This is a genomic window from Pseudomonadota bacterium, from assembly GCA_039033415.1.
In the GTDB taxonomy this organism is placed as follows: Bacteria; Pseudomonadota; Gammaproteobacteria; order Xanthomonadales; family SZUA-38; genus JANQOZ01.
On record JBCCCR010000030.1, the window covers coordinates 16,908 to 30,930 of the forward strand.

The 14,023-nt window shown below is 61.3% G+C and carries 5 protein-coding genes; 1 reads left to right on the forward strand and 4 read right to left on the reverse strand.

Annotation, left to right across the window (positions count from 1 at the left end; all coding sequences use genetic code 11):
• Window positions 1-136: 136 nt before the first annotated feature.
• Both AAF358_21110 and AAF358_21115 read right to left on the reverse strand, forming a co-directional pair.
• On the reverse strand, window positions 137-5,638 hold the full coding sequence (locus tag AAF358_21110) for a choice-of-anchor Q domain-containing protein (protein MEM7708065.1): 5,502 nt from the start codon (window positions 5,636-5,638) through the stop codon (window positions 137-139).
• 160 nt (window positions 5,639-5,798) lie between these two features.
• Window positions 5,799-7,682: a hypothetical protein gene (locus AAF358_21115; protein ID MEM7708066.1), complete on the reverse strand. Its 1,884-nt coding sequence runs from the start codon at window positions 7,680-7,682 to the stop codon at window positions 5,799-5,801.
• Window positions 7,683-7,964: 282 nt separating this feature from the next.
• Between AAF358_21115 and AAF358_21120 the strand changes: the two genes are divergently transcribed.
• Complete coding sequence (locus AAF358_21120; GenBank protein ID MEM7708067.1) at window positions 7,965-11,864, forward strand: hybrid sensor histidine kinase/response regulator transcription factor; 3,900 nt, start codon at window positions 7,965-7,967, stop codon at window positions 11,862-11,864.
• On the opposite strand, the gene AAF358_21125 is transcribed toward AAF358_21120, so the two are convergent.
• Both AAF358_21125 and AAF358_21130 read right to left on the reverse strand, forming a co-directional pair.
• Window positions 11,861-13,192, reverse strand: coding sequence for a HAMP domain-containing sensor histidine kinase (locus AAF358_21125; protein MEM7708068.1), 1,332 nt, complete (start codon window positions 13,190-13,192; stop codon window positions 11,861-11,863). The genes AAF358_21120 and AAF358_21125 overlap by 4 nt on opposite strands.
• A complete protein-coding gene (locus AAF358_21130; protein ID MEM7708069.1) occupies window positions 13,189-13,887 on the reverse strand; it encodes a response regulator transcription factor in 699 nt (232 codons plus the stop codon). Before AAF358_21130 ends, AAF358_21125 begins: the two co-directional genes overlap by 4 nt.
• Window positions 13,888-14,023: the final 136 nt, after the last annotated feature.

The window sequence follows — 14,023 nt, forward strand, 5'->3', positions numbered from 1 at the left end:
AGAACGTCGTCAGCCGACCGCGCACTGGCAAGCGTCGAACTGCCGCCCACCTCAACCATAATCGGATTAAGCGCGTGCCGCCAGACCTAGGCGAGCCGGGTAAGCCAGTTGTAACTCGGGGCGTTCAACACGGCAATTACTCAAACGAATCAGCAAAGATGGTCTCCTGCAGCGGAACCGCGGCCGCTTCAAACGCACCGATATCGCAGCCGGGCTGGCCGTTACCGACACCGTCTGTCGCTCGCGGCTGGCCACGCTGATCGGTCCCTGGACAGGATGCTAGCAACCCGCCATCCCTTGCCGGGCTGCCCGGCAGCAGCGCGTAGGTTCGGGTCGGGCCGCCGTTGTCCAGCAGTTCGGTGATGCCGGGTGGTGCATCCAGCTTGTCCAGGCTGGCATTCCAGCCGCTGCAGCCGTCGGGCCGTTCCACCAGGTTACCGCCGCCGGAGATCAGGCTGCCGCCGAGCGACTGGCAGTCCGCGCCCGTGCTCGCTGCGTTGTCCGCCAACAGTGAATTGGTTGTGTCCAGCGTGCCGCCGTCCAGCAGCACACCACCGCCACGAACGGCGGAGTTACCCGCTACCGTTACGTTCAGCAAGGTCATCGTACCGCCCTGAAGCAGGATAGCTCCGCCATCACCGCTGGCGCGGTTCGCTGAGAGGGTCACGTTCGTGAGCTGAGCACCGCCGTTCACCATGACAATCCCGGCGCCGTCTGCAGCGGTGTTGGCGCTGATCACGCTGTTTTCGATCAGCAGCGCGTCCGGCTGGGTGCTGTCGACCCAGATCGCGCCGCCCGCGCCCGCCGCGTCGTTGCCGGTGATGCGCACGTTGCGCAGGACCACCCGGCCGTCGCCGGTTACGCGAATTGCGGCGCCGTTGTCACCCTCAGCGGAGAGCCCGCCCGAAAGCGTCACGCCTTCCAGCACGAGGGTTGCGGTTACGTCCAGCACCCGGTCGACGCCGCCCGCGTTGATGAAAGAGAAATGCGGGCCATTACCGGTAATTGTGAGATCTTCAGTCACATCCAGATCACCCAGTGCCGACGACTTGGTCAGGCCCGGGGGCATTTGCGTCAACGCAAACACGCCGTTGCCCAGCGCAATCGAGTTGATCGACGCAGACGCGTTGGCTTCCATCACGGCTGCCCGAAGATTGCAGGTCCTGGTGTTGTTGCCCTCACAGAGACCGTCGCCCGGAACCGCATCCTCATCATCCGCCAGTTCCTGATCGCCCGCTCCGCCGATGATGATGTCCGCATCCGTCGCCAGCGGCGTCGTGACAACCAGTTTGTTGGCTCCTTTTCTGTCAGTTTGATCCACCAGTACGTCAACCTCGCTCGTCACGCTGTTGGCGCCGCCGGGGTCCGCCGGCACGATGATCGGAATGGTGATGGTGTCGCTTTCGCCCGTTGCAAGATCGCCGAAGCTGCACGACGCTCGGCTGCCCGTCAGCGTGCAGCCCGCCGGCGCTGAGGTGATCAGCACCGGATCGATGTCGACAGTGGCGGTCAGGCCAGTGGCGGTGAGACCCGAGCCGCTCGACGGCTGTTCATTGGTCAGCGTGATTTCGTAGTTGCTCGACTGGCCTTGCACAAGCACGTCGGGTCCATTCACGGTCAGCGTCAGATCCAGCAGGTCCTCGACCTGCACGTCGACCGGCGAACACAGCGTGAGCGAGTCCGCCGTCGGAACCTTGTTCCCGCTGGAGTCGTCGATCTGGTCGGTGACGCAGAACTGGACGCTGAACAAACCGGCGTTTTCGAACACGTGACTGGCCCGGATTGAGCCGTCACCCGTGGCGCGCTCCATCAGCATGGGGCCGGTAATCATGCCCATCATGGTGATCTCCCCCTCGGGCTCGTCTGGGCTGCCGTCGTTCCATCGCACCAGCAGGGAATGTTTGTCCGCGGCGTCCGGATCGGTCAGCGTGCCTTCCAGTAGGGTGTCAAAACCCCGCGCTGCCGTAATCGGTTCGTCATCGAAGGTTACGACGGCCGGGTCGTTGACGTTTTCCACCAGGTTGGTGACCGCCTCGCTGGCCGAGGTATCCAGACCGTCGCTCGTGTTGAAGCTGAAGTGGTCTTCGCCAACAAAATTGAGATCCGGTGTATAGGTCGCCTGGTTGCCGCTTAGGGTCAGCGTTCCGTGCTGCGGCATCTCAGTGATAGTGAAGGTCAGCATGTCCAGCGGATCGGGATCTGACCCGTCCAGCGTAATCAGCGTCGGCGTGTCTTCCCGTACCTCTACCGTGATGCCCGGCGTGGCAAAGGGTGGTCGGAAGTTTCGGGCCACCTCGATTTCCACCAGCGCCGGCGCGCTGCGCTGCATCTGGCCCGAATCCGGATCTCTCACGCCGTCCGAAACGCTGAAGGTAAAGGTATCGACGCAGTCAGCGCTTAGCACGCAGGCAAAGTTGTTGTTGGACGAGTAGTCAAGGATCGCGAAGTCATCGCCAATTTCCTTGAAGGGGGTGGTCTGGGATACGTGAAGGAGTTCGGTGAACGTATCTAAGATAAAAAAGTGGTTAGAGTTCACGGCGATGTCGCTGGGGCGGCCGAAGTCGCCGATCACAAAACAGTTGCCGTCACACTCCGACTCCGCCTGCCCGGCAAAAAACCCGTCCGGCGTAAAGCGCTGCACACGGAAGTTTTGAAAATCCGTCACGTAAAGGTTGTCGTTGGGATCGATGGCAATGCCGCGAGGGTCGTCGAACTGGCCGGGCTGGCCCCCTCTCGCGACACCGAACCCGTCTTCACACCACTCGTCGGTACAGCTATAGCCAAGCGTGCGTTCGTTGGCGACATCACACACGGCCTGATCACCGGGTGCCCGGTCGACGGTGCAGCGACCCATCCACCGGATTTCGGTGCTGAAATCGAAGTAGCCGTCGTCCGTTGGAGCCGCGCGCGGAATTTTGTAAATGCGCTCGTTTACGGACGCGTAGACGTTGTCGTCCGTGTCGATTGCCAGGTCAGCGTTATTGTTGCCGCTGCCGTCGATACTCAGCACCAGCCCCAGGTACTCGGGTCGGATGCTGTTGCCGTTGGGATCAATCTCGGCTCGAACGGCGTGGACGTTTCCCTGATTATCAACAACGTAAATCACACCCTGCGTATCCGCGACCGCGCCGCGGGCAAAAGGAATATTGCGAGAGCCTCCATCCCTGGTCGGCATGCTGAACAGGTTGTAAAACTGAATCGGATTGAGGTCGGCATCCAGTGTCTCTATCGAGCTTCGGCTGATTTCACCGAAGGTGCTGTAGACCCGGTCAGTTCGAATATCGATATACAGATCGTCGGGCTCGTCATTCTGCACTTCTGCGGCGATAAAAGTGCCTGCGGAATCAAAAACTGCCAGCCGAAAGTCAAAGCTCGGGGGCAGGCCGCGGTCCTCGCGACACTCAACCAGCCCGCGATCGATCACATAGGTAGTGCCATCATCGAGCACGGAGAAATAGCTGGGGTCGCGAATCACCTCCAGGTCGAGAAAGCTGCCCATACCGGGCGTCCGGTTTTCGCAGATCTCCTCGACGTCCTCGTCGGTCAAATTCGCCTCCAGCCGATAATCCTCGATGAAAAACGGATAGAGCGGCGCCACAAAAAAGCCGTTCTCAGGATAGTCTTCGATAAAGAAGTTGAGCGGGTCGCCGTCGGGGTCACTCCCCTCAACCCGCAGCTCCATCGGCTCAAACGAAACAGCGTTGGCGCGCTCGCCGCCGGTCTGGGACAGCGCCTCAGGTGTGATGTTGCTGTTCTTGATGTTGACCCGCTGAACCGCTGATGCGGCGTTGCCCGAGGCGTCGGTGGCTGTCCAGGTAATGTCGTGGATGCCGGGCGATAGCGGAAACTGGGCGTCATTGATAATGACGGGATTCAGATCCACGAGGTCAAACACCAGCGGTTGCCCAAGATCCAGCGTCACCTGCGTTTCGCTGGTCAGCTCAACGATATCCATCGGCGGCTGGATGACCGGCGGGCGGGTGTCCACGACGCGGACGCGCTGAGTTGTGGAGGCTTCGTTGCGCAACCCCTGCTCGTTGGGCCCCGCGTCTCGGGCAAGCCAGGTGATTTCAAAGGAGTTGTCCTGGACAGCGGTGTCGACCGGCCAGAACACCCGCAGTTCGTCGCTGGGAAAGGTCGGGCCGAAGCTGGTGGCCCGGTCGCAGGCGTCGGACACGTTGTACATGCCCCGCAGGAAGCTGCGGAACCGACTGGCAGAAACGCCGCCGATCTCGTCAGCTTCGATAACAACATTGTCGATAAACGCCAGGTCTGCGCCGTTGACCTGCCCGTCGCCGTTGAAGTCACCGCTGGCTTTGTCGATCTCTGGCGGGTGTACATCGTAGATCGCCACAATCTGATTACGGTCGACGAAGTTGCCGAAGCGCCAGCCGCCCAGCGCGATGTCCCAGACGATCTGGGTCACCTCTACCAGCACCTGCAGCGCAAACTGCTTGACCGCCGGGTTCTTGGTGCCCTGCGGGAACTTGGGCACCGGTACAAACACAAAGTCCAGCAGCCCCATGTTGACGTCGAAGCGGTAGGTGTTGCCGCCCCGCCCCACCTTGTGCGTCAGCTGCCGCTGACTGGAATACGGGCATAGATGGCCCGAGTTGCTGATCTCCTTGACGCCATCACAGTCTGAGTAGATGCCGTCGGTGGCAAACTCATCGCCCAGAAAGGCCGCCAGGCTTGCGTCGTCCACAAACGGCGGTAGCAATCCACGCAACATGTAGACCTCAACGTCGGAGTTCTGGTGCACCACCTGCGGCGTGCCCAGCTCACCCCAGTCATAGTCGTACTGCACCGGGATGCCCAGCACGTTGGTGAACTGCGAATGCACCCGCTTGTGGTCGAAGGTCTTGAAGCAGGCGCTTGGGCTATTGGGGTCCGCGTTAAACGGATCGTCGGCGTAGGCAATGATGTCGGCAGGCGCCACCGCAAACGGCAGGCAAAACTTCAGCGCCAGATTGGCGCTGTGGGCCGCCAGGCCAAAACCCAAGCCAAGCGGCTCCGGGGCCACGAGCGAGGCCCCGAGGGAAAAATTGTGCGCCGCGAGCAGCGGAAACTGGCAAATCAGCGCCGGGGTATTTGAGCTCAGATCACGGTTTCTCAGGCTGCCGACGTAGACTCGGCCAATAAACTCGTTCTCCGCCCCGCCGACGGTCTCGCGGATCTCGATCTGGTCAAACGTCCGATCGCTCCAGAGCCCAACAAAACGCGTTGCCGAGTCGGTAGAAACGGACGCGGATGCCACCGTTTGACCATCGCGCCGCAGGAGAATCGCAAAAGTTGAGTTGCTGCCCGAATCGGCGAAATCGAAGCCGATCGCTGATGCAGAAAAGCTGAGATCGAGGTTTAGATTAGTCGAGCCGTTCAGTGCCAGGTCATTGCCAGGAAACAGCGACGTCCACTCGGAGAAATTCAGCCCCGACCCCTGCACGGGCGTGAAGGTCACGCTGCCGGATTCGAAGGACGTGGCGCCCAGGTTACCGCTTGGATACGGCTCCGTGACCTGACTTGCTCCCGTCAGCGTCAGAAATCGAGACTTGCTGGTAATGACATCGGTAATCGCGAGCGCTGCCGAGCACCAGCACATGCTCAGCACAATTAGAAAAATATTCCGTAAGCCACTCATGACGTTCTCTCATCGTGTCCTTCGGTGAGTATGCTGGCGGCAGGTTTGTGGCGGAATATCGGCTGGTTGCCAAAGATTGTACGGTGGTTGCGGGCCTGGCCTAAGTCGTTGAATTTAAAGAAGTCGCTGGGCGGACGGTTCGGTTAGCAACCTTGGTTGGTCATTCCTCGAAGCCGTCGGAGAAAACTGCACTTAGGTCGGGAAACTCAAACGCACCATCCTCAAACAGATACAGCCCCAGCGGACTGCCTGGACTGACGACCGTACCGTCGCCTGCGGCTACCGAGCGAGCGAACCCAAGACCCGGCGGCCCAACGCCGCGATCCCTTGGCGCTATCTTCGCAACCTGCCGCCAAATGCCGCCTGCATCCCGCTCAAAGACGTAGATGGCTGACATCACCCGGCCAAGGTCTGCCGCAGAACCGATCAGCAGGCGCTGCTCATCCAGCGCCAGGCTCAGGCCAAAAACATCGACCCGGCCCTCGTCCGCAGGCATGAGCGTCTGCTGGGGCTGCCAGTCGCCTGACGCGTCTCGTTCAAACAGGTAAACGCGCTTACCCAGCGGGTCCGCGATGGCCACGCGCCCATCCTCGGCCGCCAGCCGCCCGCCAAACACCTGGCTATTTGGCTCGGTCGCCCGCAGCGTCTGCTCCCTTCGCCAGGCCACGCCGTTGTTGCGAATGACTTGAACGGTGCCAAGACCACCGCCGAAGCCTCTGTCGAACGCGCTGACCAGCAGCTCATCGTCCGCCGTGAACGCGAGCTGACCGGCGAAGGGTTGGCCGGAGTCAAAGCTGTTGCCAGGCACGGGCAGCTCCTCCAGACGGATACTAATGCGGCTGACCAAGTCCCACTCACCCGTCGCCAGGCGTTCAAAGATATAGACCAGGCTCGATGGCATGCCTTTGCCGGGAGGCGGAGTAAATAGCGGCGCACTGACGGCGGCGAGGTCCCCCCGCAGGGCAACGCCAGTACCATATTCATTGTTTTGCGGCAGCGCGGCGGGCGTCTGGAAATTCTCGTCGCGAAGGAATTCGCCGCTTGGCTGGCGATCAAAAATCTCGGCGGTCAGGCTGAGGTTAGACCCGATCAGCGCCCGGTTTCCGTCAAGCGCCAGCGCCCGACCGAATTGATTCGCAATCAACAAGCCGCCCGTGGCGGGCATCACGATCGGTGACGGCGAGACAACCCAGCGTTCCCCCTGCCGATCGAAGACGTCCACCTGATTGCTCTGCTCAGTGGCCAGCAGCGTGTCGGAGTCCAGGGCAACAGCGCTGCGGTAGCTCGACCTGGCCGTGCCTGAGGACAGCTCTTCAATCGGCGAAAGCCCATAGCTAAAGGCAAAGTCGCACCGCGCACCGCCATATTCGGGCCGAGCGGCACAGCGCAGACCCAGGTCTTCGAAGGTTGGCTGCTGGTCGGTATTCAAATCATAAAACGCCCCCAGCAACGTTGATCCAACCTCGGTGCTGTCAAAGATCAGCTCCGCTATGGGAACTTCAGACACAAACCCATGACCGATACGCGACGCTGACGAAGGGTCCTCAGGACCCTCGAGCGCATCGATCATGCCGCCCTGCGAATCGACGAGCGTCACGGTCACAAGGGCACCGGCGGCCACAGAGCCGTAGTAGCTGTAGAACGCATGAATCGGCGGATCAAACCGCAGGCTCAGCGTATCCCCATCGGTGATGTAGGCGTCAGCTACGTCCTCCAGCGCGACCCCGTCGCGGATCGGACAGCTACCGTCGGACAAACTAACCTGAATTGTTCCGCCACCCGCCAGCAGGATGACCTGAGTGCCGACACCGGACAGGCAGCCGTTGCCGGGCTGAAGCGCAAAGTCCTGTTCGAAAGCCCGCGCCTGCCAGTCGCCCGCCTGCGCCGCCCACGCGTAGATATCGACGCCGTAGTCGGTGACAGACGCCCGCGAAGCGCCGGTGAAGTGACCGGCGGCGAGCAACACAATCACCTGCAGGCACCAAAGCCTGAACCGACGGATTGGTATCGCTTTCCCGCCGATAGGTATCGGGCCGATTACCATTGAATCCCTCCTTGTCATGCTCTTCAGTCTGCACGCCGAGACATCTCGTAGCATGCTCCGCCGTTGCAGATCTTTGCTTTGTGGCGCATTGGCACCCGCAATTGGCTATGGCGTGATCCGTGGCCTTTCAGGGTCAAAAACCGTCGAAAACCCGGCACGCCGGGTATCATGACCACCGTGAGGACCAAAGAATCAGCCGCGCAGTCCGGCGCCCCGGCACCGGCAAAAGCAGGGAGATCCTCGAGGCAACGATTTCCCACCACCAGAGCGGGGGCCATCGGCTTGCGTCGCTTAGCCTTATGCTTTCTGCTGCTTGGCCTAATCGTTACGGTCAGCGCCGTAGCGCAAACGCCCGCCGGCAAGCCGCTGATCGAGTCCTGGACCATGGCCGAGTACGGCGGCAACGCGCAGAACTGGGTGATTCGTCAGGGGCCGGATGGCCTGATCTACGCCGGCAACAGCTCCAGCCTGCTGGTTTATGACGGAGCGAGCTGGCGCAACGTCCAGACGCAGAACGATGGCCGGGTACGCGACCTGAAGATCGACGAACAGGGTGGCGTCTGGGTCGCCTCGCCGAGCAACTTTGGGGTTTTTCGACGCGACAGCCGGGGCGAGCTGGCTTATCGGTCAATCAGCGATGAGCTGCCCGAGGATGAACGAAACTTCGGCGAGACCCGCCACGTGCATTTTCTCGGTGATGCGGTCTACTTCAACACGATCGACCGGATCTATCGCTGGGACGGCGACGGGTTCAGAACGATGGACCGTTGGGACGGTCCGTTCAGCATCACTTTCGTGCTGGGTGATCGCTACTACGTGTTTTCCAAAGACCGACTTTACGACCTGACCGACCTTCCCGCCGAACCGCCCGAGCCACTGGATCGCTGGCGCTGGCCCGAAAGCAGCAAGATCACGTTTTTTGTGCCGCTCGACCCGGAGCGCATCGTGATCGGCACCTACGACGATGGCATGTATCTGTTGAGCGATGGGCCGCCTGAGCGGTTCAACAACGATGAGTCGCTGCGGACTGCCTGGCCCTACCAGGGGCTGCTCTTGAGTGACGGCACCGTTGCGGTGAGCACCATCAACAGCGGCGTGTTCCGGCTGGGGGTAGACGGTCAGCTCCTCGAGCAGGTCGACCGGGACGCCGGGCTCACCCAGAACACGACGACCGGTATCACCGTCGACCATCAGGGCGGCTTGTGGCTGGCCCAGGATGCCGCCATCGCTCGTGTAGAGCTGCAGCGATCGCTGCGCGTCTATGACGCTGACCTGAACATGAACTCACCGCGGGCGATTGTTGAGCAGGATAGTGAGCTGCTGGTTGGCGGGCTGATCGGTGTGGGGCTGCTAACCGAAGGTGAGGGTTCGGTCGGTGAGCTGGTTTCGCTGGAAGCACCCATCCAGGAGTCGTTCGACATGCAGCTGACGCCAGAAGGCCTGCTGGTGGCGGGCCACAATGGCGTCCAGCTCATGCAGATCGACATCAAGGCACGAACCGCTGTCAGCGACGGCGTCCTGCTGAGCCACAGCTACGCCTACTCACTTTTTCCGTCGCGCTTTCGCAACGCTTTTTATGTCGAACTCGATGCCGGCATGGGCTTGTTGACCAATGATGGAAGTGGGTGGGTCGCCCAGGATCAGATCGCCGGTATCGATGAACGCATTGGGCCCTTGGCGGAAGCTGATGACGGCACCGTTTGGGCCGGGTCCGGTACGGGTCAGTTTCACCAGCTTCGATGGGAGGGCAATTCGCTGAACTTGATCCGGACGCTTGACGCTGACGACGGTGTCCCGGAAGGCAACGCCCACGTGTTTCGTGCTGGGGGTCGGCTGGTTTTCGGTACGACCCAAGGTGGCTATCAGCTCACCGCAGACGGCAACGCGCTGGAGCTGGACCCGCTGTTTGGTAATGAACAGCTTGGCGAGACCAAAGACGTATTCAGGCTCGACGAGTATCGGCCCGGTAAGCTGCTGGCGGTGCTTGGCGGGGTGTCAGACATCTGGCACGGCAGCATCGAGCCCTCTGGACAGTTCGTCTGGGAGGGGCGCGTTCTTCGTGACATCAATGAGGGGGCTACAGCGTTTTTCCGACTGCTGCGTGGCAAGGTGTGGCTGCCACGCTTGCCGGACCTGCTGGCCGTGAACCCGGATGAATTTGCCTCAAAGGCTGACGCTGAAAGTCAGGTGCACGTTCGTCGGATGGGGTACACCGACACCGGGGACCTATTGCTGGCTGGGAATGGCGGCGAGCTGTCGGCGGTGCTTCCCAACCGGCGTGACGCGCTCCGCTTCGAATATGCGCTCGCCAGTTTTCAGCAGCCCAGGCGCAACGAGTACCGGGTCCGCCTCAATGGACTGGAAGAGGGGTTCAGTCCCTGGAGTGAGGAAACGCGCCGCGATTACACCAATCTTCCTGGCGGCGACTATCAATTCGAGGTGGAAGCCCGAAACGTTTTAGGTGAGGTATCGCGTTCGGCGCCCCTCGCGTTTTCGGTACGGCCCCCTGCCTATCTCTCAGGCCCAGCGCTCGCGGCCTACGGCGCAGCGGGCATCCTCCTGCTCTGGCTGGCCGGCTGGCTGGGCCAGCGACGAAGACAGGCCACGCTGCTGGCGCGCCAGCAGGAGCTGGAAACGGAAGTTGCGGAGCGGACCGGTGAAGTTCGCCGCCAGGCCCGGGAGCTCAAGGCGCTGAACGAGGCGCAGTCGCAATTTTTTGCCAACGTATCCCATGAATTCCGCACGCCTCTGACACTGGCCCGGGGCCCGCTGGAGGAGCTGGCGAGCGGGCGGGCAGGCGAGCTGAGCGAGGAGGCTCAGCAGCATGTGGCCATGGCCTTGCGCAACACCCACACGCTGCAGGGTTTGATCGGACAGATCCTGGACCTGAAACGCCTGGAAGCCGGCGAGATGCCGGTATCGATCGCACGGGACAACCTGGCAAAGCTGATCAAAGAAGGTGTGTTGAGCTTTGTGAATGAGGCGGAAAAACAGGCAGTGGTGCTCGACGCAGCCGGCATCAGCGAGACGGTGATCGCCGATTACGATCCCGGTCATATGCAGCAGGTGATTCGGAACCTCATGTCAAACGCCATGAAATTCAGCCCCGCAGGGGGCGCCATCAGCGTCACGCTCACCGTCGAGCCTGGCCCCGACCACCAGGAGGTGGTGCTGGTGGTCGCCGACCAGGGTCCCGGAATAACGGAAAAAGATCTGCCCCGAATTTTTGAGCGCTACTATCAGGGCGACCAAACTCACGCCAGCGCGCCGGGAACCGGCATCGGCCTGGCGCTGGTCAGAGACCTCGTGTGCCTTCACCGCGGCGACATTTCGGCGACCAGCAAGCCCGGCAGCGGCGCTCGTTTTGAGGTCCGATTCCCCGACGAGCTGCCGGACCTTCGCCAGGAGGCTCGCCCCGTGGTGGATCCGGAAGTCGAGCTCGCCTCGCTCGACAGCGACGACATTCCCACCGTGTTGCTGGTCGACGACAATGAGGAGCTGCGCGGTTTTCTCAGCATGCGCCTCGGAGCCAACTACCGAATCCTGCAGGCCGCAGATGGTCAGGCCGGGCTCGACACCGCGCGAGCGGAAGTGCCCGATGTGATCATCAGCGATGTCATGATGCCGGTGAAGGACGGCCTCCAGATGACAGCCGAGCTGAAACAGGATCCGGAAACCGACTTCATTCCGATCATCTTGCTGAGCGCCAAAACCACTAAACGCGATACCGTGACCGGACTGGAGCTCGGCGCCGACGACTACCTCGCCAAGCCTTTCGATACCGCTGAACTCGCCGCCCGCGTGGCGGGACTGATCAGCTCGAGGCGCCGCTTACGGGAGCTCGCGGCAGCGGAGCCACAAGAAACGCGGTCCGCGTTTATGACCAGAGCACACGAGGTGCTCGATGAACGCCTCGGCGATGGCGACTTTGGCCCACGGGACTGGGCCGAGGCGCTGCATATGGATCGAACCACGCTTTACCGGCAGCTCAAAAAGGAAACCGACCTGGCGCCTGAGGAGTACCTTCGCGAACAACGGCTGCTCCAGGCGGCAACATTGCTGAAAAACAAGGCCGGTAACGTGAGCCAGGTTGCGATGACGGTGGGCTTCAACAGCGTGTCGTATTTTTCCCGGCGCTTCAAAGAGCGCTTCGGCGTTTCGCCGGCGGGTTATGCGCGTTAGAGCGGCAGCGTAACCACCAGCCGGGCCCCGGATTTCCAGGTCCGGTCCAGAGCTAGGCTGCCACCGTGAGCTTCGGCAACCAGCCGCGCGAGATAAAGCCCGAGACCGGTGCCGCCCGTTTGGCGAGCCCGGGAGGCGTCACTCCGGAAGAAGGGTTCGCCGAGTGCCTCAGCCTGCTGTTCGTCCAGGCCCGGACCGTGGTCGGCGACGGCGATCTGCAGGTGATCGACGTCGCGTCTCGCCTGGATTGCCACCGGTCCTTCTTCTCGATTCCCGTAGCGCAGCGCGTTGGCAATCAAGTTCTTCAGCATCAGCGTCAGCCTGACCCGATCGGCAAGAAGCGTGACGTCGGTTTCCATCTCCACCTGAATGTACTCACCGTCGCGGGCAAAGTAATCACGCAGCATGGTCTCGATCAGATCGCTGATGACAACCTCTGAGCGGGCCAGCGCGCGGTGCCGATCGTTGAGCCGTTCGGCCTCCAGCAGCGCGTCGATGATGGTCTCCATCTCGAGCGCATCTTCCTTCATTCCCTCAGACTGAGCGGTTGGTTCGGACAGCTCCAGCGCCAGCTTCATGCGCGACAGGGGTGTGCGCAGCTCGTGGCTGATGCCGAGCAGCAGCTGACGCTTGGCGTCCAGCATGCGTTGAACCTGATCAGCCATCGCGTTGATTTCACTCGCCAGGTCACCCAGCTGATCCTGTCGGACCCGGGTTATCCGGTGCTGCAGCTCCCCTCCACCCATCTTTGCCGCACCCTCTCGTATCGCATCCAGCGGTTTGAACAACCACCGCACGGCAAGGTAGGCCAGGAGCACCAGCGCGAGTCCAATAACCATAATCAACGGCGTTAGCTGGCGGTCATCGATCGGCTGACGCAATGTCGGCGTTGCCACCACGATGACGTAGGGGCCGTTGACCATGCGAAGGTAGCCGCGGCCACCCCAAACGGCGAACGTCACATCTTCCAGGTCGCGGAGCCAGGTCTGTACGTCGGCGCCAAACGTTTCGCTCGACCCAAATTCCAGTTCAGTAAGCGGGGGGAAATCAGGATGGGAGGCCCAATCCAGATCGGGGCCGGCAAGCCGTATGTCCACCGGTACCTTTTGGGTGATCGCCTCAGCCCTTGCTATCTCCGGCGGGAAACCGACATCCTGCCGCACGTAGTTCACGTGCAGCGACAGGTGGCCGCTGACCAGCTCGCGCAGCTGATCGGTGGCGTATACCCAGCGCACCGCCAGACTTGCGCCGTACGCGAACAGGGCTCCTAACAGCAGGAAAATGATCAGCAGCCGCAGCGACAGCGATCGAGTCAGGCGGTTGCTCATTCGCTGACTGACTGGCCGGTAAACAGATACCCATAACCCCAGGCGGTCTGAATCAGTCGACCCGGTTTTTCCGTGTCGTTGAGCTTCTGGCGCAGTCGGCTGATCATGATGTCCACCGAGCGGGTGAGAATTGTCGAGTCGATCCCTTTGAGCTGATTAAGGATCTCATCCCGCGACATTTTCTGTCCCGGGTTGCTGGCGAGCAGGAACAGCAGCTCGTATTCCATGGACGTGAGATTGACCTCAGCACCATCAGCGTGCACCGAGCGCTTGGACGGATCGATTTCCAGCCCCTCAAAGCGCAGCACACCATTTTGTGGTGCTTCAGATTGCCCGCCGGATCGGCGCAGAATCGTGTTGATGCGGGCAACCAGTTCGCGGGGCTCAAACGGTTTGGTGATGTAGTCGTCAGCGCCGAGCTCAAGGCCGGATACGCGATCGATCACGTCGTCACGGGCGGTAAGCATGATCACCGGAAGCTGGCCCTGGCGCCGGACCTCCCGACAAATCTCAAAACCATCTTTGCCAGGCAGCATCACGTCGAGCAGCAGCAGGTCAGGCTTTTCGGTGTCGATCATCGGCAGCCCGGTCTCCGCGTCCCCGGCACAGATCAACTCGATGCCAAAGCGCTCAAAGTAGCTTTTGAGCAGCGCCGAGTGGCGCTCGTCGTCGTCAATGATCAGGACCCTGTTCATGGCCACAGCATAGCGGCATTGGGCATCAAAAAATCGTTCAAACACCGAGTTTCGGGGCTACAGATACATTTAGAAACAACTGGAAAAGGAACAGAGACCTCTGAAAGGCGCCGGAGCCGCAGGATGTGTCCATCAC

Coding starts and splice junctions, on each gene's coding strand:
- AAF358_21125 (MEM7708068.1), bottom strand. CDS start 13,192: ATGAGCAACCGCCTGACTCGATCGCTGTCGCTGCGGCTGCTGATCATT.
- AAF358_21115 (MEM7708066.1), bottom strand. CDS start 7,682: ATGGTAATCGGCCCGATACCTATCGGCGGGAAAGCGATACCAATCCGT.
- AAF358_21110 (MEM7708065.1), bottom strand. CDS start 5,638: ATGAGTGGCTTACGGAATATTTTTCTAATTGTGCTGAGCATGTGCTGG.
- AAF358_21130 (MEM7708069.1), bottom strand. CDS start 13,887: ATGAACAGGGTCCTGATCATTGACGACGACGAGCGCCACTCGGCGCTG.